The organism is Bradyrhizobium sp. F1.13.3 (assembly GCF_040548265.1).
Classification (GTDB): domain Bacteria; phylum Pseudomonadota; class Alphaproteobacteria; order Rhizobiales; family Xanthobacteraceae; genus Bradyrhizobium.
The window spans coordinates 128,089-153,834 of record NZ_JBEPRI010000006.1; the positions used below are offsets into that span (position 1 = coordinate 128,089).

Annotated in this window: 21 protein-coding genes, 1 tRNA gene and 1 pseudogene; 16 read left to right on the forward strand and 7 right to left on the reverse strand. The window is 64.7% G+C overall.

What is annotated here, in order from left to right; genetic code table 11:
* Positions 1-5: 5 nt before the first annotated feature.
* Positions 6-927, reverse strand: a pseudogene (locus tag ABIB66_RS18015) (formylglycine-generating enzyme family protein).
* A gap of 534 nt (positions 928-1,461) precedes the next feature.
* Positions 1,462-1,770 (reverse strand): hypothetical protein, encoded by a 309-nt coding sequence (locus tag ABIB66_RS18020; protein ID WP_354255104.1) that lies wholly within the window; start codon positions 1,768-1,770, stop codon positions 1,462-1,464.
* A 50-nt stretch (positions 1,771-1,820) separates the two neighbouring features.
* Between ABIB66_RS18020 and ABIB66_RS18025 the strand changes: the two genes are divergently transcribed.
* The 5 genes from ABIB66_RS18025 (at position 1,821) to ABIB66_RS18045 (ending at position 6,653) form a co-directional block, all read left to right on the forward strand.
* Entirely contained in the window at positions 1,821-2,270 is a 450-nt protein-coding gene (locus ABIB66_RS18025; protein WP_354255106.1) for a hypothetical protein, read from the forward strand.
* Positions 2,271-2,275: 5 nt separating this feature from the next.
* The gene (locus ABIB66_RS18030; protein WP_354255109.1) at positions 2,276-3,001 is read left to right on the forward strand and encodes an SOS response-associated peptidase; all 726 of its coding nucleotides are present in this window, start codon (positions 2,276-2,278) and stop codon (positions 2,999-3,001) included.
* Between the two features lie 566 nt (positions 3,002-3,567).
* Entirely contained in the window at positions 3,568-3,777 is a 210-nt protein-coding gene (locus ABIB66_RS18035) for a hypothetical protein (RefSeq protein ID WP_354255112.1), read from the forward strand.
* A 220-nt stretch (positions 3,778-3,997) separates the two neighbouring features.
* A complete protein-coding gene (locus ABIB66_RS18040) occupies positions 3,998-4,720 on the forward strand; it encodes a hypothetical protein (protein ID WP_354255115.1) in 723 nt (240 codons plus the stop codon).
* Between the two features lie 133 nt (positions 4,721-4,853).
* Complete coding sequence (locus tag ABIB66_RS18045) at positions 4,854-6,653, forward strand: DEAD/DEAH box helicase (RefSeq protein WP_354255118.1); 1,800 nt, start codon at positions 4,854-4,856, stop codon at positions 6,651-6,653.
* A 335-nt stretch (positions 6,654-6,988) separates the two neighbouring features.
* Here ABIB66_RS18045 and ABIB66_RS18050 read toward each other — a convergent pair whose 3' ends face one another.
* The 3 genes from ABIB66_RS18050 to ABIB66_RS18060 are packed head-to-tail and all read right to left on the reverse strand — an operon-like array spanning position 6,989 to position 10,141.
* Complete coding sequence (locus ABIB66_RS18050) at positions 6,989-8,521, reverse strand: argonaute/piwi family protein (RefSeq protein ID WP_354255121.1); 1,533 nt, start codon at positions 8,519-8,521, stop codon at positions 6,989-6,991.
* Complete coding sequence (locus ABIB66_RS18055; protein ID WP_354255124.1) at positions 8,518-9,906, reverse strand: toll/interleukin-1 receptor domain-containing protein; 1,389 nt, start codon at positions 9,904-9,906, stop codon at positions 8,518-8,520. The genes ABIB66_RS18050 and ABIB66_RS18055 overlap by 4 nt, the downstream gene beginning before the upstream one ends.
* A gap of 10 nt (positions 9,907-9,916) precedes the next feature.
* On the reverse strand, positions 9,917-10,141 hold the full coding sequence (locus tag ABIB66_RS18060) for a hypothetical protein (RefSeq protein ID WP_354255127.1): 225 nt from the start codon (positions 10,139-10,141) through the stop codon (positions 9,917-9,919).
* 254 nt (positions 10,142-10,395) lie between these two features.
* Here ABIB66_RS18060 and ABIB66_RS18065 point away from each other — a divergent pair, with 254 nt between their 5' ends.
* The 9 genes from ABIB66_RS18065 to gmtX all read left to right on the forward strand — a co-directional run bounded on the left by ABIB66_RS18065 (position 10,396) and on the right by gmtX (position 22,722).
* Complete coding sequence (locus ABIB66_RS18065) at positions 10,396-11,217, forward strand: metallophosphoesterase (RefSeq protein WP_354255129.1); 822 nt, start codon at positions 10,396-10,398, stop codon at positions 11,215-11,217.
* Positions 11,218-11,265: 48 nt separating this feature from the next.
* The gene (locus ABIB66_RS18070; protein ID WP_354255132.1) at positions 11,266-11,853 is read left to right on the forward strand and encodes a hypothetical protein; all 588 of its coding nucleotides are present in this window, start codon (positions 11,266-11,268) and stop codon (positions 11,851-11,853) included.
* A complete protein-coding gene (locus ABIB66_RS18075; RefSeq protein WP_354255135.1) occupies positions 11,850-13,886 on the forward strand; it encodes an AAA family ATPase in 2,037 nt (678 codons plus the stop codon). The genes ABIB66_RS18070 and ABIB66_RS18075 overlap by 4 nt, the downstream gene beginning before the upstream one ends.
* Positions 13,867-14,160, forward strand: a complete 294-nt coding sequence (locus tag ABIB66_RS18080; RefSeq protein ID WP_354255138.1) for a hypothetical protein — start codon at positions 13,867-13,869, stop codon at positions 14,158-14,160. Before ABIB66_RS18075 ends, ABIB66_RS18080 begins: the two co-directional genes overlap by 20 nt.
* Before the next feature lie 366 nt (positions 14,161-14,526).
* On the forward strand, positions 14,527-16,083 hold the full coding sequence (locus ABIB66_RS18085) for a hypothetical protein (protein WP_354255141.1): 1,557 nt from the start codon (positions 14,527-14,529) through the stop codon (positions 16,081-16,083).
* On the forward strand, positions 16,076-19,141 hold the full coding sequence (locus ABIB66_RS18090) for a VPA1269 family protein (protein WP_354255143.1): 3,066 nt from the start codon (positions 16,076-16,078) through the stop codon (positions 19,139-19,141). The genes ABIB66_RS18085 and ABIB66_RS18090 overlap by 8 nt, the downstream gene beginning before the upstream one ends.
* Positions 19,138-19,602 (forward strand): hypothetical protein, encoded by a 465-nt coding sequence (locus ABIB66_RS18095; protein WP_354255146.1) that lies wholly within the window; start codon positions 19,138-19,140, stop codon positions 19,600-19,602. Before ABIB66_RS18090 ends, ABIB66_RS18095 begins: the two co-directional genes overlap by 4 nt.
* A 2-nt stretch (positions 19,603-19,604) precedes the next feature.
* Positions 19,605-21,797 (forward strand): AAA family ATPase, encoded by a 2,193-nt coding sequence (locus tag ABIB66_RS18100; RefSeq protein WP_354255257.1) that lies wholly within the window; start codon positions 19,605-19,607, stop codon positions 21,795-21,797.
* 226 nt (positions 21,798-22,023) lie between these two features.
* Positions 22,024-22,722 carry a gamma-mobile-trio protein GmtX gene (gmtX, locus tag ABIB66_RS18105; protein WP_354255149.1) on the forward strand — a complete coding sequence of 233 codons (699 nt, stop codon included), beginning with the start codon at positions 22,024-22,026 and terminating at the stop codon, positions 22,720-22,722.
* Between the two features lie 10 nt (positions 22,723-22,732).
* Here gmtX and ABIB66_RS18110 read toward each other — a convergent pair.
* Both ABIB66_RS18110 and ABIB66_RS18115 read right to left on the reverse strand, forming a co-directional pair.
* Positions 22,733-22,807: transfer RNA gene (locus tag ABIB66_RS18110), tRNA-Glu, on the reverse strand.
* 360 nt (positions 22,808-23,167) lie between these two features.
* Positions 23,168-23,512, reverse strand: coding sequence for a hypothetical protein (locus ABIB66_RS18115; RefSeq protein WP_354208075.1), 345 nt, complete (start codon positions 23,510-23,512; stop codon positions 23,168-23,170).
* Here ABIB66_RS18115 and ABIB66_RS18120 point away from each other — a divergent pair.
* Together ABIB66_RS18120 and rpoH are read left to right on the forward strand one after the other, a co-directional pair.
* Entirely contained in the window at positions 23,511-24,518 is a 1,008-nt protein-coding gene (locus ABIB66_RS18120) for an RluA family pseudouridine synthase (RefSeq protein WP_354208077.1), read from the forward strand. The two genes, ABIB66_RS18115 and ABIB66_RS18120, sit on opposite strands and share 2 nt — an antisense overlap.
* Before the next feature lie 217 nt (positions 24,519-24,735).
* Positions 24,736-25,635, forward strand: a complete 900-nt coding sequence (rpoH, locus tag ABIB66_RS18125) for an RNA polymerase sigma factor RpoH (protein ID WP_007596598.1) — start codon at positions 24,736-24,738, stop codon at positions 25,633-25,635.
* Positions 25,636-25,746: the final 111 nt, after the last annotated feature.

Below are 25,746 nucleotides of genomic sequence, written 5' to 3' on the forward strand. Positions count from 1 at the left end.
GACGATTATTCCGCGGCCGCCGTCCTCTTCACGCAGCGGAATCCGAGGTGGCTTGTCGAGGTGTCGATGGGCTCCGCGTGACGCGCCGCCGGCCGGTAGCGCCGGCAGTAGTTCGGCGCGCACAGATGCGAGCCGCCCTTGATGACTTTGCGCGGGATCCGGATGTTTGGCTGGCTCGGGTCGAGGCTCGCTTCCTCGAGACCGCCGCGCGGATTCTCCGGAATGCAGCAGGCCTTCAGCGCATCGGCCTCATGCTTGGCGGAGTACCAGTCCGACGTCCATTCCCAGACGTTCCCGATCATGTCTTGCACGCCGAAACCGTTCGGCGGAAACGCCGTCACCGGCGAGGTGCGCTCATAGCCGTCTTCTTTCAGGTTCTGCCGCGGGAATTCGCCCTGCCACGTGTTGGCCAGGTGGACACCGCCAGGCGTGAATTCCTCGCCCCAGGCGAACTCGGCGCCATCGAGGCCGCCGCGCGGCGAACTCCCATTCCGCTTCGGTCGGCAGATCCTTGCCCGCCCAGCGCGCGTAGGCCAGCGCGTCGGCGTACGACACGTGTACGACCGGGTGGTCGTCGAGGTCCTTGATGTTGCTCTTGGGTCCGTACGGACGGCGCCAGTTGGCACCCTTCAGGAAGCTCCACCACTGGCTCCAGTCGCGTAGATTCGTCACCCGCTGCGGCGGCGAAAACACCAGCGACCCCGCGAAGATCATACCGGGAAGCGCGCCCGGATAGTCTTTGGGGTCCGGCACGATCTGGGCGGTGGTGACATGCCCGGTCGCGTTGACGAATTCCTTGAACTCGCGATTGGTGACAGGCGCGCGGTCGATCCAGAATCCGTCGACCGTCACCCGATGACTGGGGGCCTCCTCCGGATAATGATGGTCCGAGCCCATGCGGAAGGTGCCGCCGGCGAGCCAGAGCATGCCCGCGGATTCTATTGGAGGATGATCGGTCAACCGGATCGTCATCGCACCATCCCGACCGCTACCGACAATAATCCCAGAATCTCTGGGGCCGGGCTGCGAGAGGAATGGATGTGGCAGAAATCGTGGAAGCATGATGCGTTGCGATCTTCGGCATTCGGTCCTCCCGTCGTGAGCGACGTATGTTTTTTCTTTGGTCGACCGAAACCGTCCGCCGACGCTTCCGCGCCGTCGTCGTCGCGCCACCCATGAGGTGGCGGCAGATTTCTAGTCGGTTTTCGGAGCGAAGGTCAGTCTAACCGCGCGTTGATCGGCGCATTCGGATCGGTCGCCGTTCGAGCGCATCTATCGGCGTATTCTGCCTGCCTGCATCATCACCTTCTCTCTACGGCAAGCCGCTTGCGAAGGAACACGCCGACGTTGAAACGTCTGCGGAGGGGAAGGCTAGGACGATTAACTTATGTTGGCAATGCCCCGAGTGCCGGCCGGACTGAGGTGCGCTAACAAACCGCGGTCCGAACCCGCGGCCGGCGATCAATTGAGCAGGGGTGCCTCCATAGTGCCAAGATGCTCAGCAGCGGCGCGCACCCGGCCAGCGTGCTTTCGCCGCCGGTCCGCGAACTCCGCTGCGTCGATCGGCGAACGCAGCTTGTAGCCTGCCGCCTTCAGGCGGGCGCACACCCGAGGCACTGCCGCAGCAGTGGTGTCATCAGTTTTTGGCTCGAGGCCGATCAGTCCATTCAGATCGTCGATGAGACGCAGTCCTTCGCTTCGGAGCAGGATAGCCAGCGCTCGGCTCTCGCGATCCTCGATCAGCAGTTCGAAGATCAGTGCGAGGTCCATCATGGCTCCGAGCGTTGCAGGCCAGCCGGATCCCACCTAGGCGCCGCTCGATGGCGCCGAAGTATCACCGGACGCCACTTTCCGGAGGCGACCGCAAGGCCCTCGCCAAGGAGCTCGGCCGCGCCCGCGCCATGACCTCTATTCTGGCCGCGCAGTCGGCCGAAGCCCGGGCCAAGGGCGAGGCTCTGATCCGGACAGCGGACAAGCTGGCCTGTGAAAGTTATAACGAACATCTGTGGGCACTCGGTACGCCGGTCGACCCTTCGCCGATGATCGACCAGGCCATCAACGGCGGGTATCCCTGGATCGAGATCGAATGTTCGCGCTGCAGGACCAAGCGGGACGTCGACATGGCCGCGCTCCGCCATCCGCCCACCACCTTCGTCCACGACCTCGCAAGCCGTCTCCGCTGCAGTAAGTGTGCTAAGGCGGGGCGACGGCCGCCGGCCACGTTGCTGCAGCTTGCCCAACGGGCCCGCCATCCGGATCCGGAGACCTGACGACCTTGTGTAATCTCTACTCGATCACGACCAACCAGGCCGCCATCAGCGCCCTGTTCCGAGTGGTCAACCGCTACGTCGGCAACCTGCCCCCGATGCCAGGCGTGTTTCCCGACTACAAGGCGCCGATCATTCGGCCGGGCGCCGAGGGCCGCGAGCTCGCCACAGCGCGCTGGGGCATGCCGTCGTCGTCAAAGGCGCTGATGGACGCCACCAAGAAGCGCGCCGAGAAGCTGCAAGCCAAAGGCAAGACCGTCGATTTCAAGGAATTGCTCCGGATGGAGCCGGACTCCGGCACGACCAACATCCGCAACGTGCAGAGCAAACACTGGACGCGCTGGCTCGGCGTCGAGAACCGTTGCGTGGTGCCGTTCAACTCGTTCAGCGAGTTCAACAAGGCCGAAGGCGGTGACATCTGGTTCGCGCTCGACGAAAGCCGGCCCCTCGCCTGCTTCGCCGGCATCTGGACTAATTGGACGTCGGTGCGGAAGGTCAAGGAAGGCGAGACGACCAACGACCTTTACGCGTTCCTGACGACGGGGCCTAACGCAGAAGTCGGCGCAATCCACCCCAAGGCCATGCCGGTGATCCTGACGACGCCGAAAGAGGTCGAGACCTGGATGACCGCGCCTGCCGACGAAGCTTTGAAGCTGCAGCGGCCGCTTCCGGACGGAGCGCTCCAGATCGTGGCCCGCGGACTCAAGGAAGATCCGGCTGGGCCGGCGACCTGAACGGTCGCGGCCCGACCCCAGGCGAGAGGGAGTCCGGACTAGAGTGCGGCCGAACGCGCGTTGGAATCGGAAGTCGGCCAGGCAAGGGCGCGGCCTAACAAGCGTAGCCCCGCCTTGGGGGGCTTTTGGGGGGGCTGAGGCGGAGCCACGCAGGCCTCCGGATCGACCGAGGCCCATGACATCAACCGGGTCTGGCCAAGCTCGTTCCCAAAGCGGCAGCAAGCGCGCAAGTGCCAGCGCGGCTCGCGTTACTTTTCTGGTGGGCGGAGCGGGCTCTCCACCCACTTGCGTGCGGTCGGGTCGCGCAGGGGGTCGCCTTCGCACTTGGCGCAGACGTAGCGGAGCCGCCCCTTCCGAGCTTCGTCCGGAAGAGCCGTCATCGGCCTGCCGCACTCCGGGCACGCCTTGAGCAGCACCATCTGATTTTCCCCTGCAATCGCTAGTGTAGGTCCGCCGACGCAACGGACTCAAGCAGGTCGCGGAAAGTTGTCCGGGCACGCCAGCGCTTCTTGACTCCGCTGTCGCAGGCCGTTCAACTCAGGGCAGTGATGTTGCGGGGGTGCGTCATGGAGCAGGAATTCTATCAGGGTCTGGCCCAACGGGTCCGGACCATCGCCGAGAAGGCCGACCCGTTCACCAGGCGACGGCTGCTGGATCTGGCCAAGCGGTACGACGTCAAGGGAGGCTCGCGGCCTGTGAACCCCATCGAGCGCCCACTTCCGGCTCCGCGCACTACGCCCCCCGCGTCGATCTTCTCCGGACCGGGCGAGGCCTGACCGGCCGCCGACAGAGCGCCCCCTCCTCTATTGCAGTCTCAGTGAGCTTCGATCCGAAGGTTAGCGATTATGGCCGGCGACGGCCATAATGTCTCCTCTAGGGCCTCGGCGTCGATCCAACACCGGCAGATGTCGGTCCGGCCCGCCTGCCATCCGCCTGCCGTCACCCACGGCCTGGCGACCAGCTCACTTCCACCCGTCCTAAGCTCGGGCGACGAGCATGAACTATGCTGTTACAATTGCCGCGGCACAATTCGCGGGCCGTGATGTCGTGCAGGAAGGCAAATCATCAATCATGTACGCACCACCGGATCAGAACAAGGCGACGTTGCATGCGGATGCCCGCAGGCGGCGCCTCCTGTACTCGCAGAACGACCTACAGCAGGCCCTGAGCGCTTGCGAATTCCTTTACGAATGCGATGAGGATGCGAGCTATTCCAAAGTCGAACTCCGCCGCTTCCGTTGCTTCGAAACCACGCTGGTGGTCGCGTACACCAGGCCGTTCACCCAGTCGCGCGGCGGGACGATGCCGCTCACGATGAAGATGGCGGGCCTAAAGCTGTCCGACGAAAAGCGGGCGCTGCATGCGCGCCTCGTGGAGATGCGCAATACGATCATGGCCCATTCGGACGAGGAGATGATGCGAATGACGACACAGCCGTTCGACGTGTCTAACAAGGACGGCGACCCGCCCATTTATCTGATCCAAACCGTCTTTGACGAAGGCATCACCCTGACGGGGAGACTCCTCAGCGACACCAACGAACTGCTGCACGAAGTTTATCAGGCCATCGTTCATACGCTCTACAAAGAGCTGCAGGCAAAGCCCGAATCGTTCGCTCTCAGAGTCGACAGCGAAGCGGCAAAAGCGGTGCGAAACGTAAAGCCGCGGACCGACCCAACCGGTGGCGAACTAGCCGCCCGGGGCGAACGCTCGGAATAGGGCTACATGTCGGAGAGTCGGCTCTGAGGTGATCCGCGTTGCAACGCTAGATATTAGTGTACCGACCTCAAACACCTGTTGGCGAATCGGGTCGGACGTCGCGATACTGGGCGTTTCCTGAGCGAAGGGCGCCATGCCATCCCCATTTGAGAACCGATCGCCGCATATTGATGGCAACCATCGACTTCGCGACCCGCAGCGGGAGGCTTATCGGCACTTGGCCGATTTTGCCCAAGAGATATCGGACGAGCGCGAAGTCGGGATCGTTCTGCCGGTCGGCTGCGGCAAGTCCGGGACCATCGCAATTGCGCCCTTCGCCTTCCGCTCGGCCCGCACTTTAGTAGTGGCGCCGAACGTCGCCATCGCTAAACAGTTGTTCCGAGACGTCGACCCGTCCGCAAATGGCCATTTCTACCCCGCGAGAGGTGTCCTCAACGAGGGGCCATATCCAGAGCCAGTTGAAATTCGCGGCGCAACGGTGAACCGGTCGGACCTCGACGAATCGGAGATCGTGGTCACCAACATTCAGCAGCTTCAGGGCAGCGACAACCGCTGGCTACAGGACCTCCCAAGTGACTTTTTCGATCTCATCCTGTTCGACGAGGGACACCACAACGTAGCGGCGACCTGGACCACGCTGAAGGAGAAATTCCCGGCGGCCAAGATTGTCAATTTCTCGGCGACGCCACTCCGGGCCGACGGTCAACTGATGGCTGGCCGCATCCTGTATTCCTACCCGATCGTCTCCGCCATCCGGGCCGGCTACGTAAAACGCCTGAAGGCCGTGGTGCTAAATCCGCGAACGCTGCGTTACGTTCGAAACGAAGACGGACAGGAGCTCGAGGTAAGCCTGGATGAGGTGAGGCGGCTCGGCGAACAGGACGCCGACTTCCGTCGTAGCATCGTGACTTCGGCCGAAACGCTGAACACAATCGTCGACGCCTCCATCCGGGAGCTGGACCGCCTTCGCGCCGAAAGCGGCGACCGCACCCTGAAGATCATCGCCTCGGCCCTCAATTTCGCTCACTGTCACCAGATCGTCCTGGCCTACCGGGCTCGGGGCCGACGCGCGGATTTTGTCCATTCGAGAGAAGACGGCAAGGCAAACGAACAAGTCATGCGCAGGCTTGATGCCGATCAGCTTGACGTCATCGTCCAAGTGCGAAAGCTCGGCGAAGGATTCGACCACCCGAAGCTTGCGGTAGCTGCCGTGTTCAGCGTTTTTGGCAGCCTCTCGCCGTTTGTGCAGTTCGTAGGCCGTATCATGCGAGTGGTCGACCAGAATGATCCCAGTAGTCCGCGAAACCGCGGTGTAGTGGTCTTTCACGCTGGTGCCAATGTTGCCAGTCGATGGGAAGACTTCCAGCGTTACTCGCAAGCCGACCAGGAATTCTTTGACCAATTGCTGCCGGTCGAAGGTTTGGATTTCGGCGCGGGCGACGAGATCGAAATCGAACCCCAGCCACGCGATACGCTCGACGGAATGGAAGTAAGGGGGCAGACCGGCGTTCAAATGCAGGAGATTCCGCTCTTGCACGATCAGGATGCCATCGAGGCGCTCCGTCTGCTTCAAGGTAGGGGCTACACGCCGGACCAGGTTCGGGAAGCCATGCAGGAGCTTCAACCGGTTCCGGTAACGAAGCAGCGCCAGCGGCAAGCGGCTCGCACCGGGCTGGATGCTCGGGTCGCGACGGAAGCTGGACGAATATTGGCTGAAAAGGGCGTTAATCCCGAAGGTCGGACGCTGGACCGAGCCCATCGGGGCATCAGCAATTATGTGGTGCTAAAATCCGCCATCGACCGGCAGGCAAACGCGATAGCAGGTCGCGGGTCTGGTAAGCGTGGGGAATTTTCGCGCGAAGAACTCGACCGGATCGAGGCAGACTTCGATGGGGTGGTGCGTCGGGCAGTCGCGGAGGTTTTCCGTGGGTAGGGTCCGTTCACTCCTCGTCAGGGTCGAGATCGACACCGCTCAGCGAGCTCACAAGTGTCAAGCGAGCTCACGGCATCCCATTAAGAAGGGGGATACGCGGCTCAATGTCCGAGCCGGTCGAGGCTGGGACAGATACTGCATGGAATGCGCCCGAAAGATCATGGAAGGAAGCCTCGCAGCCCTCACTCTGGTCTCTCAGGCGGTCGAAACGCGAGTAGCAGTTTCGGTTGGGGACGATGAAGCGGCGCCTATGCAGGGCGATGAATCCCTGGAAAGTGAATGACTGACTCGCGCTCGCACGAACACGCTCGTCCGTCCTTGGCTGCTGGAATTCCTCAGATGTAGAACTTGAACGGGAGCGGCGCGTGCGGCGTGATAGGCCCCGCCGTCAGGATTTCGCCAACCAGATCGGCGAAGCGCAAGGTAACCGGCAGGCCGTCGCAATATTCGGCCCCGTTGAAGTTGAGCTTGGTGAGAGACATCACGTCCCTCATGACTTGCTCGATGTCGGCCGTTCCCTGCCTGATCTCCACGGTCAACGGATTCGGGACTTCCCGCCCCGGATAGGTCCTCAGCCGCGGGATATAGCCCCGGGTCCACAGATAGCCCGACATGTCCGACGTCACGACAGCGGTGCCGCGCAGGATCGCATTCGCCCCATAGCGGAAAACCTTGACGTCCGCCATGTCGCGGATCTGCACGCCGACCAATTTCGTGCTGTGGGGAACGGCACTCGCGAAGCCCGCCCATTCGTTCGAATCGAAGTTGGTCTTGCCGTGGACGAACAGCTCGGTCGGCGGCGATCCGTGGATGTCCCTGTAGGAGCGGACGATCATCTCCATCAGTTTCGCCGCCTGATCCTGGTCGAGGTGGAAGGCGTCCCGGGTCTCGGAGTACCAGGGCCCGACGGCCCCGCGGAATACAAGGCCGTCTCCGGAGCCGAGAAACATCTGCGCGCCGCAGCATGCGTTGTCGCGTCCGCTGGGCCGTTCGATCCGCTTGAAGACAAGACCGACGTAGCAGACGCCGTCGCGCAATTCCGCGAGCCGCCAAGGCTTGCCGCCGATCTTATAGAAGCTGGTCGTCGACAGATTCCAGGCTATGGTCGCGGGATCCTGCATGGAAGATCGCGCGTTCTCGGCGAGCACCGGTGGGTCCAGCGTGGCCTCCTTGACGACCTGGACGACTTGGCTGGTGTCCATCAGCCGCGCCTTGAGCTGGTTGTGGAAGTTCAATTCATATTCATACACCGCGGCGGCCGCCCTCTCCTCTTCGAACATCGACCCTTTGGTCAGGATCGAGCGGGCCGCCTTCATGCCGAGGCGTCGCGTCCCGGCTGTGCGCAGTTTCACGGGCACCGAAGATTGGGGGCGTCCGTATTTGAACACCTCGTCCGACACTACCGCGAACCATAGAGCCGGTCGGGCGTCCTCCTCGCGCAGGTACTTCCGCAGCGCTTCTTCGTACAGCGCCACGGCCGAGTAGATCGCCTGGTGCCGGTCGGCGCCCAGGATGCGGCGGCTGAGCTCGCCGGCGTCGATGAGGCATGTCGCGAAGGGTTTGCTGGGCCAGGCCGCACCGTACACCGCCTGGAAACCCGGCCAGACGAACGTGTTGGCGTCGTTCCGCTTGCGCTTGGGATTTGGCGGCGGGACGTCGATGAACCTCTCGATCGATGCCACCCATTTCGAATACTTTTCCAAGCCCGCCGGCGTCGCGATCACGCCGACGTCCATGCGCGCAGGATTCTGGTTCGACGCCACCGGTCCGAACAGAAACAGACCGTCCTTCGGGTGATCGGCGGTCTGGTCGTGACCGAAGGCGAGCCTCGGTTCGTCGATGTGGATGGCGCGCCATGATCCGGTCATTCGTCCGCCCCGCCATCCTCGTCTTCGGCGATATCGTCCTCGTCCGGCTCATCCGGTTCGGTGTCGCTATCGAGGACGCCGAGATCGAGCGGCATGCGCATCGCACCGAGCAGTTTCAGACCGTCGCCGGCGACGGCCCAGCTTCGGTGCTCGCCGAGGTCGATCCGGACCGCGTCGGCCCCGTCGCCGAAGAACTGGTAGAATGCCTGAAACAGGGGCCGCCATACGTGATTGAACCAGCTCTTGCAGAAGCGCCGGCGAAGCTTGGTCATTTCGTCGGCGTCCTTGAGCGGCTCCCTGCCGTCCCGCGAGAACACGACGAACGGGCGCAGGCGGACGGACGGCGCGTCGTCGAGCCTGATCACGGAGCGCATCGCGAGATGCCAATGAGCGTTGAGCACCTTGCTGAAACCGACCACCTGCTTGTAGGTCTGGCGGCCCTTGGCGTTGGTGTAGATCACGCGGTCGTCCGGAAGCAGATCCTTGGGGAAGAACATGACCGTGCCGGCCGAGGCTTCGTGCCGAAGCAGACCGCGGGCGGCCAAATGCGCTTCGAAGGACTCCCGCAGCATCCGGACGGCTGCGTTGTTGGCATCCCGCCGATGGGGACCGATTGGGTCCGTAAGAGACCCCCGCAGAAAGTCGGAAAACGGGACGCTGGCGCGCAGCGCCAAGGTGAACTCCGCCGGCAGATGCCCCTGAAGTTCGTGAGCAGCCGCAAAGCTCACCAGGAGACGGTTGTGCCAGGCGACCGGGTGCGGAACGCTCTTGACGGCCTCCTCGAACTTCCTGTTCTCGCCGTCGTATTCGTAGAACGAGATCTCCTCCGGAAGCCGCGCGATCGGCAGGATGCTGGTAAGCAGCGATTCTTCGCCGCGCTCGACGACCACGTCCGAGCGGACCGACGCCTGCCTCCAGCGATCGAACTCGGCGGTCAGATCGGTGACGACGCGAGGGACGCAAGCCTTCGTCAGGGTGTCCACCAGGTCCGCGAGCTTGGCTCCCCACCCGCTGGTGAAGTCGATGGTGTTGAGCTGATGTATCTGGATCGGCAGATCGCCGAACCCGACGTCGTCGATCCTCACCGGGATAATGAACTCGGGATCCTTCAGTACCTTCCTAACGGTGTCGGCCACGGAAATCTCGTTCCGGACTCCGCTGCGGTCGGGATGGCAGCTTGCCTTGGAGACCACGAAAACGACCTTGAGGGCCTTCTTCCGGATCGCGTCCTCGATACTGATCCAGAACGGGGTGCCGCCCGCCAGATCGAAGATGTCGGCCCAGACCTTGTAGCCGAGTCCCGTCAGCCTCGTTCCCAGCCAACGGACGAACTCGTTGTCGTCGGGCGTCGCATGACTGATGAAGATGACGTCGCGCTCCGACATGTCGTGTCCATCATGCCTTTCGGACGCGCGCGGGCTTGCGGCGCTGAAGAAGTTCGCGTGCCGCTTGCTCGAGTAACTCGGAGGCCGTCTTGTCCTCCTCCGCCGCCGCCACCTTGATGGCCTTGATTACATCGGCATCCATGACGGCCAGGAATTGTCGCCGGTTCTCGGCACCAGGGGGCGGCTTGCGGCCCGGCTTCTTCCTATCGATCTTTTCTTCGCTGGCTTTCGCCATCCGCGCCCTCGATCTGCGTCCCGCAGCGGCTTGTGGCCGACTCGCTTCTACAAGCCAAGGTACACGGCATGCCCGCAACCCACCAGATATCCTCGATAACCATGAATGATATATATAAATCATAGATATCGATTGACAGCGCGGAATGCGCTGTGCTTCGTTGCCGCCTTGGAACAAATCAAGAACATCGTTCGAGCGTCATGCACGGTACCGAGTTTGAGCCCAGTCACTATCCCCGCCCCGCCCGACGGCCCGTGTGTGCGTGGATCTTCTCCGATGTTCACCTCGAAACCGCGCCCGGTTGGGATCTGCCCCAGCGGGCCGCGCGGCCCCGCTGCGACCTGGTCATCGTCGCCGGTGATCTCACGCGCCCGATGTTCCGCGGCGTGCGCTGGCTGCAAACGCGCCTCTCAGAGGTCCCCGTGCTCTACATCGCCGGCAATCACGAATTCTGGAAAGGCGATCTGGACCGCGCCCTCGAGAAGGCGAACGAGGCAGCGGCAGGCTCGAACGTCCACGTGATGTCGACGGGCGATCGCTTTCATATCGGCGACGTGACGTTCATCGGCGACACGACCTGGACCGACTTCTCGTTGTTCGGCGACCGGCGCCGTGCCATGGCCGTCGCCGCCGCGCACATGAACGACTACCGGCGCATCCGGACGGCCGGCTACCGTAAGCCGTTGCGGCCCGAGCACACGCTCTTTCGGCACCTGGCGGCCCGCAAGTTCTTCGAGACCGAGATGCGTCGGCCCCGCCCGGGGCCGCTGGCCGTGGTGTCGCATCATTGCGTCCATCCCGGCCCTTACGCCCGTCGCCTGCCGGGGTCCGTGCCGCAGTCCGACGAGACGGTGCTCGCGGCCTCGTATTATTCGGAAATGAGCGATTTGATGTGGCCGCAGGCCGGCGACGACACGCGCGGGCCGCTGCGGCCGCCGGAACTCTGGGTCCATGGCCACCTCCACACTACCGCAGACGCGACGATCGGATTCACGCGGGTGGTGACCAATTGCCGGGGCTACGGGCCCGGTGGCGACAATCCCGGTTTCGACCCCTTCTTCACGGTGGAGATCTGAGACCGGGCCATCGGACGTCTGCCTTTCCCTTCGTACGGAGTTCTCGTCATGTTTCGTGCCGCCCTCGCCGCTCCCGCGAGCTTCGCCTCCGTCAAGTGCCGCGCGGCGATTCCCGGCGCCGAAGGATTGGTCAAGGACGCCCTCGTTCAGGCGAGCCTGGACCCGTGCGTCCGCGCCATCGACTACCGCGCGACGGCCGCTCTTTCGCCGACTACCGTGGTCCCGGTCGAGGCCATCGTGCTCGAGAGGGATGACGGCCGCTTCCATCTCGACATCGTCGCTGCGCGGCCTCTGCGCACCATCGAGGACGAAGGCCTGTTCCTGATCGCGCTGGAGCAACTGGGCCTGTCGTCGCTAGTCCTCTCCTCCGCACAGATCATGCAGCAGCCCCGCTTCTCGAGTTCGCGCGCTGTGTGGCGCTGCCGCAACCATCCGGTCCCGTTCTCGTTCCGGTGCCGCGTGCTGCAGCACCTCGACGAGGTCGGTCCCACCAGGCTGGGACGGCTGCTGAAGAAGCTCGGCGCCGAGCCCGACGGCGGGGCCGCGATATTCGCCCTGGCTTGCGCAAACCAGATCTGTCTCGATCTCTCCGACCAGGCGCTCGGTCCGGACACGCAGGTGGTAGCGCGCCGATGACCAACTCGTTTCGCCACACCACCGCGACATATACGGGGCCGGTCGCTGCGGACGATCAGCCGGATGTCGATCTGCCCGACAGCGAGGAGGCGTCGCTCGAGGCCCCGCCAGTTTCGGGACCGCCTCTCCCGCCGGCGGAAACCGCCCTCCTGCGGGCAGCGTTCGAAAACGCGATCACGAAGCCGCAACGCGCCCGGATCGCAGCCAGCGACCGCCTGGCGGTGGTCGTCCTGGTGCCGGACCCGGGCTGGGTGCGGGCCACGGAACGGTTCTTCATGGCCGAGTTCGGCAACGGTTGGTCTGCATTCGCCCGTGACGGCTCGCAGAAGCTTCGAGACAAATCCATCGTCGGCAACGACGAGGTCACCGCCGTCCTTACCCGTGGGCATTGCGCGGTCGGCATCGCGGCTTCGATCGAGATACTCCCGGCGGCCCTGACGACCGTCGCCGACGTAACGGTCCGGATCCCGCCCCCCACCAGCCCCGTCCTGCGACGCGCTCTGCGTCTGTTCTGTGGCTGCCCCGCACGGCTCGTCCTCCCGGACGATCTCTGCGCAGGTCTGGACTTCCACGCGATCGCCAGTTGCTTCCGCCGCGGTTCGACCGCAACCGAAGTGGCCGGCCGCCTGAGGTCTGCTTCCAGCCGGCGGACGGTCGACGCCGGAGAACGGCTTCCGGATCTCGAATCCGCGATCGAGTACGGCCCTCTTCGCACCTGGGGGCTCGAGCTCTCCCGCGACCTAAAGTTGTATAGACAAGGTCTGCTACCTTGGCAGGCACTGAGCCGCGGAATATGCGTGCACGGCGAAAGCGGGGTCGGGAAAACGGTCGGGATCCGGGCCGTCGCACTGGCCTGCCGCGTTCCGCTGATAGCGACGTCGATCGGCCAACTTTTTGCGCAATCCTCCGGCGATTTGGGGGGTGTCGTCTCGGCGTGGCGATCCACGCTGGCCTCCGCGGCGGCGGCCGGAGGGCCCTCGATCCTGCTACTCGATGAGGTCGACGGGCTGCCAAATCGCTCCAATCTTTCAGGTAGAAATTCTGACTTTTGGCAACCTGTAGTTGCAGATTTCCTCACCACCCTCGACGGGGCGATGGCGAACGCCAGGGACGGAATCGTGGTCGCCGCCACGACTAACCACATCGGTCATGTCGACCCCGCTTTGCTTCGTCCCGGACGATTGGAGCGCGTCATCGAACTCGGGCGGCCCGACCTTGCCGGCATCATCAACATCCTCGGTTATCACGTCGCCGGCGATCTCACCGTAGGCGAAATCGAGCGGGCCGCGCATCTGCTCGAGGGCACCACTCCCGCCGAAGTGATGCGCGCGGTCCGCGACGCGCGCCGGCTTGCCCGCACGGCCGAAAGGTCGCTGCGCCTCGGCGACCTCGAGACCGTGCTGGCGCCGCAGGTGGAGATTCCTCTCAGCCGCCTTTTCCGGATCGCCGTCCATGAGTGCGGGCACGCCGTGGCCGCCCTGGCCATCGGCTGGGGCACGGTACGCGGCATCGTCATCGCCGACCAGGGCGGCGCCCTTGGGCGGACGGTGATCCAACCCCCGACCGACGATCTCCCCACCCGCACTTCCGTGGAAGCCCGCGCCACGATGCTGCTGGCCGGCCGGCAGGCCGAGCGCATCTACCTCAACGAGCCGGGTATGGGTTCAGGAGGGGACGACCTGTCCGACATGGCCCTGGTGAGCCGGCTGATCGGTGGTCTGCACGTCTGCGGCCTCGGTCGTTCTCGCACCTACCTGGCGCCGTTCTCGGAAACGCTCGCGGTCCTGCGGACCGACAGGCATCTGCGACGGGTCGTCGAACGCGACATCCGGCGTCTCGAACGTCGCGCCCTCTCGATCGTCCGCGCCAACCGCGCGGCTCTGCTCGCCATGGCCGAGCGGCTGATGGAAAGCCGCCACCTCAGCGGTGCCGAAGCGCGCGAGATCTTCGAGGCCTTCGGCACGCCGGCCGAACACATCGATTCCTACAACCTTCAGACCGGGAGGACGAAGCATGCTCGCAGTTACCATTGAAATCGTTCCGGACGGCGACGAAACGCGCCGCCGCCCGGTGGCGGCGATGCGCATCGAGCAGGTGTCGACCACGCATTCGCTCTGCGAGTACGCGGTCGACACGATCGAGGACGGCGACGGCTTGATCGCGACCGCGGCCAGCTTCTCGTCCTGCGTCGTCGAGCACCTGCGGACGGAAGGCGACGTCTGGAAGGTCCTCGGGAACGCCTGCCGGGCGATCGCCGCAGCCGGAACGGACGGTCCGCCGGGCTTCGCCGAACATCTGTACGATTAACGAATCCTTGAAAAGATCAAACCAGATTCCAAGGATTCGTTTGTTATCAGGTACTTAGACCATGACCCCGATCGACTCCCGGTAATTTTCGGGCTAAGTTGCGGGGAGCGAAACCCGAAAAGAGAAAGGAGAAGACCGCCCACGAAAAAGAGCAGCCCCGTTTGCGCGGAGCTGCTCTTCCGATGGAACCGAAGGAACCCTGAGGCGCCTGCGAAACCACCCCACCCGGAGTCTATGCCTTGCGGGCTCCGGAAAGCAAGCGCCCAAGGCCGCCTTCGGCCGGTTCCATCGACATGGCAACGGCTGCCCGACGGCGGGAGCTTCCCGGCGATCGGACCGTCGTGCCTCGCCGGGCCGTCGACATGCATGGACAATTCGCGTCTCAAGGGAGCCAAAGCGTTCCCGCTCCCGCTCCATCACACCTCCACCGTCAAGGAGTTCGACGATTTGCACGCGAGCTTCACCGCGCGCGTGCTCGTGCTGCGCCGCCCCGACGGCACGGCCGAGATCTACCTGCCGTTCGTTCAGTATCAGCGGGAGTTCAGGTTGCGCTCGCGGTCGTGGCAGGACCATGCCGCCCGCGGACTCGGCCTGTTCTGGGACTTCTGCGTGGCGCACGGGGACACCGGTTGGGCACCCACCGTTCTGTTGCGCGAATTCGCCTACGCGCTGCTCGAGGGAACTCTCGACGCGAAGCACCCAGCGTCACGATCCCTGATGTGGCCTGCGGTGGGACGGGTCCGGGCGGAGGGCCTGGTCCGCCACGTCGAGGACTTCGCCGAATGGTGCTCGTCGAAGGATGACTCGACGTCTCCCGTCGCACCCACGACGACGCCGCTCGTTCCGGGCACGGGCGAGCACGCGACGCGGCTCCTCGTCTGGTCCCGGCTCCGCCGCATCTCGATGCTCCAGCACATCAAGAGGGTGCCGGTCAGCTGGAAGAAGAGCCACGTCGAGTTCGGCCGCAACGACAAGGGCAGGGAGATGCGCCCGGCGAAGCACTTCCCGCCGGCGTTCGCGGAACGGCTGCTCTGGGAGGGCCACAGGCGCCCCCGCGCCGTCGCCGGCCAGAACGTCTTCCTGGAATACTGCGCCCGCGACATCATGATCGCGCTGCTCGACGGTTGGGGCGGCTTGCGGCGCTCGGAAGGACTCCACCTGTGGGAGAGCGATGTGATCGAACACCCGGGGCAGCCCGATCACGCCTTCGTCGTGCTCAATCATCCGGAGCAGGCCTCGGTCCAGTGGATCGATCCCGTCTCGGGCTCGCGCCGCCGCGGCACGCGGCAGCACATGCTCGCCGAAACGTACGGCCTGCGTCCGCGCAACCTGGTCACTCGCGGACACTACCACGTGGGATGGAAGGGCATGGCGCTGAACGACGATCTTCAGGCCTGCATCTTCTGGATCGACCCGACCGCGGGCGCGCTCTTCTGGACCCTGTACCAGGGCTACTGCCGCTTCGTGCGGCCGTCCATCATGGCCGAACGCTTCAGGCTCGGCGGCCGGGACCATCCTTTCCTGTTCGTGTCCGAAGAGGTCAATCCGGTCACCGGACTGCCGGGCGAGCCGTATTCGGAAAGGGCCTACGAACGCAACCACGAAGCCGCCGTCCTGAGACTGGGGCTGGAGCATTCGAAGAGGGCCGGCACCACCACGCACGGCCTGCGACACCTCTACGGCCATACGATGCGGAAGCTCGGAGTGCACCCGCACGTGATCCGGCAGGGTCTGCACCACATCAACTTGCTTTCGCAGGTCATCTACACCGCTCCCTTGCCCGAGGACGTCGACGCCGCCCTGCGCCACGCCCAGCAAATGGCCGCGACCAAGCGGGTCGCGATAGCGCCGTTGGCGGAGGACACCACGCAGGAACTGATCCGGCTTCGCCTTTCGCTCTCCCACGGAGGCTCGCATGAGTGATTTCAGCTTCATCGCGGACGCGACCATCGACGACGCCTGGTTCAATCGGTCGCTGTCGCGCTTCGCCATCGTCCCGGACGTTCAGGACCCGGAGGCGGCCGCGGCATTGGTCGACGAACTCGTTCAGGCGTACCGAACGGCTTCCGAGAGAGGCGACGGCGAGACGCTGACCGAAGTTCTCGAAGAACTGTTCGAATTGCACCTGCAGCAGGTCGTTCTATTTCCCCTCGGCGTGCAGTTCGAACAGTCCGTCCTGGGAAAGGTGAACAGCAACCGGTTCAGGCAGGTGCTTCTCGAAGCGGATCCCCAACTGATCCGCGTCCGGCAGGACATCATCGAGTCCGAACCGTTCCAGAAGGCCAAATTCCTGCCGAGCCTCGTCGGGGACCGGAGCCACGAACTCTGGCGCGTGTTCGTGACCCTGAAGCTCGCCACGATCGGAGTTACCGACATCGCGGAGATCAGCCAGGAGAGGATGTTCGCGCTGGTCGACGTCAGCCGCGTCGACGGCGCCTGGGCGGACTGGACCGGGGAGTCGCAGAGGCGCACGTTGACGCGCTTCACGCGGTACATGGCCTCCCTGCTGGACGACGCGATGTACGGCGTCAGCTTCCTCAACCCGCCGCGCCGGACCAAGGTGGGGCCCCGGCTGCCTTCCGTGCTGTTGACCCATCCGCATCTCGCGTGGCTCGACCGGGCTTTCGAGCAGTTCCTGGAAGAATGCCTGACCAAGACCAAAAGTCACGGCCGCCCGGCGCTGAAGCTGCTGACCACCTTTCTCGCCACGCGCCCCGTCGATAGGACGTCGGCGGATCACGTGTTCTCGAAAGCCGGGCTCAACGAGCTGCTCGCCTATGCGCCGACTTGGAGCACGCCGCGGAGCCGCAACACGGCAGTGGCCAAATTGATGGAATTCGCCGAGTGGTACTGCCACGACTTCGCGACGAGGCAGGGCGAAGGCCAAGTCGAACTCGGCTGGACGCGCTATCAGGCGGACCTATTCCGCAGCGCTCTTCAACTACCGCCGACCAGAGCGGAGGTGGCGGCGCGCCCGATGCCGACGCACTACGTCCGTATCCTGAAGTCCATCATCGCGGACGACGATTTCGCATGGCCGAAATCCGTCACGAACAAATTCACCAAAAAACCCGAGCATTGGTTCGCCTGGACGGACCCCGAGACCGGCAAGATCGAGCACGTCTTCTGCGAGGTGCTTCCGCGCCTCCTTCTGCTGCTGTGTTGCCTGCCGTTGCGGAGCGTTCAGGCGCGGCGCCTGGACAGCGGCGAAGGCGACGAAAGGGTGTACGACGCTGCGTCGCAGACTTGGCGCGACGCCGAGGGACCGCATGCGGGTCACTGGACCGCGACGGGAGCGAAGAACGGGCTCCGAGGAGTCTTCCGCGAGATCGCGACCGACATCGGCACCATCGCGGGCTTTTGGATCAACAGCAACAAGACGCAGGACCAGGCCAGCCTTTTCGACGAGACGAGCGGCTACGAGATCCCGTGGCAGAACGACGAAGTCCTGGAGAATCTCGCGGCCATGCGGAAATGGCAGGAGAAGTACAATCCCGTGGCCTGTCCTCTGTCGTACGGCGATCTGTCGCCCCACGTGTTCAAGGAGGAGCCCAGCCGGGTGGTGCGGGCGATGCTGCCCGACATCTTCTACCTGTTCCGTTACCCCAAGACGATCGGAGTCCGCCGCGGGCGCGAGATGCCGCCCAGCTACGCCACGCTGCGCCAGTTCTTCCTGGACGCGCTGGACGAACTCGAAAGGCGCCTTCGCGCGGAAGACCCGCATTCGGCCGTGCGGATCATCACCGAGCGCGACGACAGCGAACGGCCGAGCGCGGCGATCTTCACGCTTCACGGCTTGAGGTCGTCCACCCTCACGGCGCTGCATCTGGCCGGCGTCCCGATCGGAATCCTGAGCAAGCTGGTGGCCGGTCATGCCACCATCCTCATGACGCTTCGATACACCAAGATGGATCCCGCGCACGTCAACGAGATACTCAACGGCGCGCGAACCAAGGTCCTGCTGGAGGCCAGGGAGCAGTTCGCCAACTTCCTGAAGAGCGCCAGCATGACCGAGGCGATGCGCATGACCGCCCGCCTCACGGACGACGGCCTGGGCCAGGCGAAAGGCATGTTCGACGAGCCCGGGGCATGGAGCCGGATGGACATCGGCATCTGTCCCAACGGCGCCACGCTGTGCCACGTCGGCAGAGAGGTACTCAAGGACAAGGCGGCGGCGAACGACCGCCGCATCTACGGCCGTTTGCCCGGCGGGCCCCGCAATTGCGTGCGATGCAGATTCCTCGTCACGGGGCTGCCGTTCCTGATCCCGCTCTGGGTCCATGCCATGGCCGTCCTGGCCAAGGCCGACAGCCTGTCGAAGGAGATCGACGGCATCCAAGCCGAGGCCGACGAGCTCAAAGCCGAGAGGCTGTCGCTCGACCGGGATGCGCCGAGGTCCCTGATCGATCGCATCGCGATCCTCAACGAGCTCTTCAATTCCCGCACCGACGCACGCTATGAAGCGCTGGCGGACCTGCATTCGACCGCTTTTCTGATCGAGAAGGTGCGCGCCATCGCACGCGATGGGGACGCGAACGACACCGCGTTGCTCCCGATGCTGCTGGGGGCGGACGGCCTTCCAGAGATCGCGGCCCGCCCATCCACGCGGTTCGAACTGATCGATGCCGTCGTTCAGGCCTCCCGCTGGTTCCCATCGGTCGCCTCCCGCGAATTCGAGGCGGAGCGCGACGAATTCCTCAACAGGGTGCTGCACAGCAACGGCTACGTTCCCATCACGCTTTCCGCGCTGAGTCCCTCGGAGCGCCGCAGGGCCGCCGATGCTCTCGCCGAAATGCTGCTCGTCGAAGTCGGCGCGAACGAAGCGCAGAACCTCATCGAGGGCCGCAAGACCCTCACCGATCTGGGGCTACAGGAGAAGCTGGAACGCGCGGCCGCAGCCGCCATCGGACGGCCCATACAGCGTCTGGCACCCGCCGCCGCGACGACGCGGATCATCGAGGGACGGAGGGGCAGGGGATGACAGCCTCGATCCTGAACGAATTGGCCGACACGCTCGGAGCCTATCTGAACGAACGGATCCGGGCTTGGCTGTGCCAGCCCGAGTCCGCCCGCCTGCCGACGCTGCCGGCGACAAGCGACGGCAAGGTCAACGTGCTCGCCCTCGCCGAGGCGTCCGGCATCGGCGCCGCGCGCGTGCAGCATCTGTTCAAACGACCGGAGCTCAGGTCAACGGTCAACGCCGTCGCCATCGAGCAGGGGCTCAAGCCCATCGGAGCCCGGTTGACCGTCGAGGATATGGAGAAGGAAGTCGCCGCCCGCATGCGGCGGACCGAGGCCCGCTCCAACGATCTCGAGAAGCTCGCGGCCGAACAGGCCTCCGTCATAGAACGACAGCGTCGCGAGATCGGAGCCTTGCGCGAGCAGCTCCGCATGTTCGCGGAGACGGGTCAGGTCGTCCGGACCGCGGAGTTGAAGTCTTGAGGGTGACCGTCGAGCGCATCGTCAGCGAACGTCCCTACGGCATGATCTTCGCGGGAAAGATCGTGGAGCCGGGAATTGCGGTCGAGCCGGTCAGCGTGCTGGCTAACTTCGACCGGCTTCTCGGCCTGCCGGCTCCCGGCGACACATGGGAGATCGTAGGCACCATCGCCAGTACGTCGTACGGCAGGCAGCTAACGGCAGCTTCCGGCCATCGAGTGATGCCGTCGGGCAGGATGATCTCGCGGTTCGTCGCCGAACACGTGCCCGGCATCGGCACCGAACGCGCAGACCGGCTGTGGCGGGCATTCGGAGCCAATCTGGCGGAGATCCTCTGCGACGAGGGTGCGATCGACGATATCTCGGCGGTCCTCGCACCGGAACGCCCCCTGCTCGCGAAGCGGCTCGCGGTCATGGCGGTCTCCGCCTGGCGGGCCGCCGCGGGCGAGGCTTCCCTCGTCGAATGGCTCGCGCGCCAGGGCGTGGACGATGTCGCGGTCGCGCGGCGCCTGCACCGCGTACTCGGCGACGGCGCTGTCGAGCGGCTCGCCTCGAATCCCTACACGATGGTGCCTCTGCTGTCGTGGCACCGGCTCGACCCGATCGGCCGACGGTTGCTTCGGGAGGACGGCGCGAATCCGGCCAAGGACGTAAGGCGGATCACGGGGGCCGCGGACGAGGTCGTCAAGCGGATGCTCCGTCGCGGCGACACGGCGACCCCGGTCTCCGCGTTCGGGGCAGAGATGCGGACGCTGCTCGGCGGCGCCGCGGACGAGGCGCAGTGGCTACGCATGGCATCGCTGAACGGGGCCGTGCTGCTTGCAGGCGACCTGGTCCGGGCGCCTGGTGCAGCCGGCCTCGAGGATGATCTCGTCGCCAAGCTTCACGCCCTCATCGAAGCCGGCGCACCGCCGCCGCCGATGTCCGCGAGCGGCTGGTCCGACGTCATCTCGCAGGTCGAAGATTTCAGTCGTCCCCTCTCGCCCGACCAGAGAGCCGCCGTGGCCGCCATCCTCTCGCGCCCCGTAGCCTGTCTGGCCGGCGGCGCCGGCACCGGCAAGACCGCCACGTGCAAGGTGGTGTGCGACCTGACCGTCCGAAGGGGCGGCGAGGTCGTGTTGTGCGCGCTCGCGGGCAAGGCCGCCCTGCGATTGTCTCGTTCCACCGGCCGGCTGGCGCGGACCCTCGCCCGGACGCTCGCAGAGTTGTCCGAACGCGACGAATTGGAGGGAGACCTCGACGGCGCCGACCCGGAAGATCCCGACACGGCTAAGCAACGCGCCAAGCTGGAAGGTCTCTGCCGACTGACACCGCGCACCCTGCTCGTCCTCGACGAGTCCTCGATGATCGACGTCCCGATCATGCATGCCGTCACCAGGCGACTACCGCCCGGCGGACGGGTTCTGATGGTCGGCGACGAGGCCCAGCTCCCGCCGGTCGGATTCGGACTCGCCTACCACAGGTTCGTTTCGGACCGGTCGATCACCCAGAGGCTCCATCGCATCCATCGCCAGGCGGCGGAGACCGGCATCCCCGTCGCCGCGCAGCTGATCCGGGAGGGCCGTACGCCCACGTTGGCGGCGTATCACGGCAGAACGGACGGAATCTTCATGTTCGATGCGCCCGGCCGCGAGATCGCCGCCGCGATCGACGGGCTGTGCGCGGAGTTCGGCGACGAAGGCCTGGTAGTCACATCCACCCTCGGAGGCCCCGCCGGGGTGCGCCAAGTCAACGAACGACGTCATGCCGTCGCCGCAGGTACGGATGCGGTTGTCACGCGGGGATTCTTCGGCCTGCGGTTCGGGGTCGGCGAGCCCGTGATCTACGGCCGGAACGACTACAAGCTCGGACTATTCAACGGCCTGTTCGGCCGCGTCACGGCGACGGCTCCGGACGAACGGACCGTCGACGTCCTGTTCGACGGGGACAAGGAGCCGAAGAGACTAGGCGTCGAGCAGCTCGTGGATCTCGATCACGCCTACGCAGTGACCTGCCACAAGTGCCAGGGATCGAGCGCGCCGCGAGTAATCGTGCCGATCTATCCGAACCGTCTGCTCGATCGCTCCTGGATCTACACGGCCGTGACCCGTGGAGAACGCCAGGTCGTTCTCGTCGGCGACCCGACGGTGCTCGAGGAGGCCGTGGCCCGTCTCGCGGCGGCCGACCTCCGGAGGAGTGGACTGAGATGGCCGGCCTGACGGGGAAAGCGGATGCGCCCGCTGCATCTGTTTCGATTGATCCCCGGAGCCGCCGTCGCGCGGCCCGTCCGGCGCCGGCGCGCGCAGCGCGCAAGGGCAGAAGCGAAGCGTCCCTTGCGCGAGAGCACGACGGACGCCAGGGTCGGAGCGTGACGGCGCCCGGAGGAGAGATTGATCCCTGGAAAGTCCCGAGCCGACTTTCCTTCCCCGATGCATGGAGCCTTGCATGACGAACATCGCCGTCGAAAAGCTGGCCGAAGACGCCGATCGGCATTTCGAATCCTTACTCGTCAAGGCAACGACCGAGTCGATGCGCGCGAGACTGCGCATCTTCCATCTCGTCTGCCGCAGGCTCGTGTGCAAGGCGAAAGTCGATCTGAGCATTCCCCTGGTACTGAGGCACTACAAAGCGGAAGCGACGAATGCGCAGCACCGCCTGGAGGAGCAGACCATCCGCAACAAACGTCCCGCCGGAAATCCGTACCAATCCCTGTATAGAAGGTGGAACGAGGTTGCGGTGGCCATCAAGGCTCTCGAGGCTCCGAACCGGCCGCTCGTCGACGTCGGCCACGTGCGAGAGGGGGATCTCGGGATGATCGAAAATCCGATCCTGCGCGCGCGGATGAATTTCATCGTTGCGGAGAACCGCAGTCTGAAGAGTCAGCTCGACACTCTGAAGCAGATCGAGAAGCAGACTCCTCTGCGCATCGAAGGCGCAGTTCTCGCGGCGGGAGGCGCCGATCTCGTCCTCTCGGAGGGGGAGATCGAAGCGCTCCGCGAATTCGTGGATCCACGACGGATGACCGCGAAACAGATGGATCGGACGAAGCACGACGGGGTCAAGCTGCGCGACGGACGCGTCGTCGCCGACCCGGGCTTCGTCAGCGCACTCGAGAAGATCGTCAAGAGCTACGAACGGCCCTGACCGCCATGAATGGCGCTCCGTAAGGGAATCGAACCCTTCTTTGAGCCTTGAGAGGGCCCTGTCCTAACCGATAGACGAACGGAGCTTCGGTTATTCAGCAAACCAACCGAAGTAGGCTGGTCACACTCCAGTTTGGTAGGTCTACCAGTGCTAAGCCCTTGAACTTACACACATGGTAGGTCGAGTGGGGTATATACGCCTTCTAACCGCTAGACGAAGGGAGCGTGAGGGAGAGGACATAGCCTCGAATTTTGCCGGCGGCAAGCGGGGATCGCGGGGTTTTGGAACTCTGCTTGGCGTCGTCCCGGCGGAATCCGAACCCATTAGCTCGAATGCGGATGGTTAAGCAGATCGGAGCGACGATCTCGTTCATGCAAGCGGATTCGGTGGCTATGGGTCCTGGCCTTCGCCAGGACGACGATGGCGGCGAGTTCCGGGGCCGGACTCACGGCTCATTGGCAAATTTCAGCTTTCCGGCCGGCCGCAAGGTATGGGCGTCGAAGGTACGGATCTCGGTGACGCCGCCGATGTCGAGCGTGATCACGAGGCGGTCGCCGGCGACGGCGCTCGAGACGATTTTGGCGCCCTTGGGCAGGGTGGCAATGACCTCGCCGGCCGGCTCGGGCGCCCTTCCCTCCGACTTGAAAAGGCGGTAGCCCACCGCAATCAGCACGGCGCAGATTGCCAGCGCCGTGGTCAACCCCGCGATCAGCATCATCCGCCGCACCCGCGCGAACAGCGCGGCCTGCTCGGGGCTCGGTTCGGGAACAACGGTATCAGACGTCGTCATGGAAAATTCTGGCTCTGCGCAAAGGTTGGAGGTTGTCGTCGAAGGCTCCGAGGGCTCGACCCGGCTCGACCGCGTGCTGGCGGTGCACCTTGCCGAGCTGTCGCGATCGAGGCTGAAAGCCCTGATTCTGGCGGGCGCGGTGAGCCTCAGGGACGCCGCGATCCGGGACCCCGCTTATCACGTCGCCTCCGGTGATACGATCACAATCGACGTGCCGGAAGCGGCCCCGCCGGAGCCGAAAGGCGAGGATATCGCCCTCGATATCGTGTTCGAGGACGACGACATCGTCGTCCTCAACAAGCCGAAAGGGCTGGTGGTGCATCCCGCGGCCGGCCACGAGACCGGCACGCTGGTGAACGCGCTGATCGCCCATTGCGGCTCATCGCTGTCGGGCATCGGTGGCGTCCGCCGGCCCGGCATCGTGCACCGGCTGGACAAGGACACCACCGGGCTGATGGTGGTCGCCAAGAACGACCTCGCGCATGCCTCGCTCACCGCGCAATTCGCCGATCACGGCCGCACCGGGCCGATGCGGCGCGGCTACATGGCCTTCGCCTGGGGGCTGCCGGGGCGCCATTGCGGCACCGTGGACGCGCCGATCGACCGCCACCCGCATGCGCGCGAGAAGATGGCGGTACGCCAGGGCGGCCGCGAGGCCGTGACGCATTGGGAGCTTCTGGAGAGTTTTAACGGGCGCGACGGCAAGCCGATCGCGACGCTGCTCGCCTGCGAACTCGAGACCGGGCGCACCCACCAGATACGCGTCCACCTCGCCCATATCGGCCACCCCCTGATGGGCGATGCCGTCTACGGCCCGCATTTCAAGACCAAGGCGAACCAGCTCGGCCCCGAGTCGCAGGCCGTCCTGGCCGCGCTGGGGCGGCAGGCCCTGCATGCTTACCTGCTGGTATTGGAGCACCCGAGGACTGGAGAATTACTCCACTGGGAAGCGCCTCTGCCGGAGGATTTGCTTCTCCTCCAGGGGGCCCTGAAAGCGGCGCTATGACGCAGGCCGCTTCAGAAATGCTTTACATTACAAAAAGTTATAGCTGCCACACGGGGACGTGACGTCAGCAATCCTTCCCTTTTTGCCTCCCGATGGAGTATATTGCGCTTGCGTTGAAGACCAACGCGGAACATCGCAGCACCGATCGGCTTTAACCAAGCGGTCGTCTGCCTGGCCCGCCGCTATCGGGGGCCTGAACCTGTTTGGAGGGCGCACTATGGCCCGTACAGCTACCCTGCCGGTCCTTAATGGCGAATCCGGCCTTTCCCGTTACCTCGGCGAGATCCGCAAGTTTCCGATGCTGGAACCCCAGCAGGAATACATGCTCGCCAAGCGTTGGCGCGAGCACGATGATCGTGACGCCGCGCACCAACTCGTCACCAGCCATCTCCGTCTCGTGGCCAAGATCGCCATGGGCTATCGCGGCTACGGCCTGCCGATCTCCGAGGTCGTCTCGGAAGGCAATGTCGGCCTGATGCAGGCGGTGAAGCGGTTCGAGCCCGAGAAGGGCTTCCGTCTCGCCACCTACGCGATGTGGTGGATCAAGGCGTCGATTCAAGAGTACATCCTGCGTTCGTGGTCGCTCGTGAAGATGGGCACCACCGCGAACCAGAAGAAGCTGTTCTTCAACCTGCGCAAGGCGAAGAGCAAGATTTCCGCGCTGGACGAAGGCGATCTCCGCCCCGACCAGGTGGCCATCATTGCCAAGCGTCTCGGCGTCACGGCTCAGGACGTGGTCGACATGAACCGCCGCCTCGGTGGCGACGCGTCGCTCAATGCTCCGATCCGCGACGACGGCGAAGCCGGCGAATGGCAGGACTGGCTGGTCGACAATTCGCCCAACCAGGAAGCCATGCTCGCCGAGCATGAGGAGTATGATCACCGCCGCGACGCCCTGAACGGCGCGATGGGCGTGCTCAACCCGCGCGAACGCCGCATCTTCGAGGCCCGCCGCCTCGCCGATGAGCCGATGACGCTGGAAGACCTTGCCGCCGAGTTCGGCGTGTCGCGCGAGCGCGTCCGCCAGATCGAGGTCCGCGCCTTCGAGAAGGTGCAGTCCGCGGTCAAGGGCACGATCGCAAAGGCCGAACAGGCCGCGCTGGAAGCCGCGCTCTAAGCGCGGGGTTTTTAGCGCCAGAGATTGGCGGATCGACAAGAGACAGAAAGCCGGCGGCAACGCCGGCTTTTTTGTTTGCGTGTGAGGTGCAGCATGTTGTTGGAGACGCGG

What these genes read in the sequence shown, in the direction of transcription:
- ABIB66_RS18020 (WP_354255104.1), bottom strand. Translation starts at nt 1,770, where the DNA reads ATGGACCTCGCACTGATCTTCGAACTGCTGATCGAGGATCGCGAGAGC.
- ABIB66_RS18025 (WP_354255106.1), top strand. Translation starts at nt 1,821, where the DNA reads ATGGCGCCGAAGTATCACCGGACGCCACTTTCCGGAGGCGACCGCAAG.
- ABIB66_RS18035 (WP_354255112.1), top strand. Translation starts at nt 3,568, where the DNA reads ATGGAGCAGGAATTCTATCAGGGTCTGGCCCAACGGGTCCGGACCATC.
- ABIB66_RS18040 (WP_354255115.1), top strand. Translation starts at nt 3,998, where the DNA reads ATGAACTATGCTGTTACAATTGCCGCGGCACAATTCGCGGGCCGTGAT.
- ABIB66_RS18045 (WP_354255118.1), top strand. Translation starts at nt 4,854, where the DNA reads ATGCCATCCCCATTTGAGAACCGATCGCCGCATATTGATGGCAACCAT.
- ABIB66_RS18050 (WP_354255121.1), bottom strand. Translation starts at nt 8,521, where the DNA reads ATGACCGGATCATGGCGCGCCATCCACATCGACGAACCGAGGCTCGCC.
- ABIB66_RS18055 (WP_354255124.1), bottom strand. Translation starts at nt 9,906, where the DNA reads ATGTCGGAGCGCGACGTCATCTTCATCAGTCATGCGACGCCCGACGAC.
- ABIB66_RS18060 (WP_354255127.1), bottom strand. Translation starts at nt 10,141, where the DNA reads ATGGCGAAAGCCAGCGAAGAAAAGATCGATAGGAAGAAGCCGGGCCGC.
- ABIB66_RS18070 (WP_354255132.1), top strand. Translation starts at nt 11,266, where the DNA reads ATGTTTCGTGCCGCCCTCGCCGCTCCCGCGAGCTTCGCCTCCGTCAAG.
- ABIB66_RS18075 (WP_354255135.1), top strand. Translation starts at nt 11,850, where the DNA reads ATGACCAACTCGTTTCGCCACACCACCGCGACATATACGGGGCCGGTC.
- ABIB66_RS18080 (WP_354255138.1), top strand. Translation starts at nt 13,867, where the DNA reads ATGCTCGCAGTTACCATTGAAATCGTTCCGGACGGCGACGAAACGCGC.
- ABIB66_RS18085 (WP_354255141.1), top strand. Translation starts at nt 14,527, where the DNA reads ATGGACAATTCGCGTCTCAAGGGAGCCAAAGCGTTCCCGCTCCCGCTC.
- ABIB66_RS18090 (WP_354255143.1), top strand. Translation starts at nt 16,076, where the DNA reads ATGAGTGATTTCAGCTTCATCGCGGACGCGACCATCGACGACGCCTGG.
- ABIB66_RS18095 (WP_354255146.1), top strand. Translation starts at nt 19,138, where the DNA reads ATGACAGCCTCGATCCTGAACGAATTGGCCGACACGCTCGGAGCCTAT.
- gmtX (WP_354255149.1), top strand. Translation starts at nt 22,024, where the DNA reads ATGACGAACATCGCCGTCGAAAAGCTGGCCGAAGACGCCGATCGGCAT.
- ABIB66_RS18120 (WP_354208077.1), top strand. Translation starts at nt 23,511, where the DNA reads ATGGAAAATTCTGGCTCTGCGCAAAGGTTGGAGGTTGTCGTCGAAGGC.
- ABIB66_RS18115 (WP_354208075.1), bottom strand. Translation starts at nt 23,512, where the DNA reads ATGACGACGTCTGATACCGTTGTTCCCGAACCGAGCCCCGAGCAGGCC.
- rpoH (WP_007596598.1), top strand. Translation starts at nt 24,736, where the DNA reads ATGGCCCGTACAGCTACCCTGCCGGTCCTTAATGGCGAATCCGGCCTT.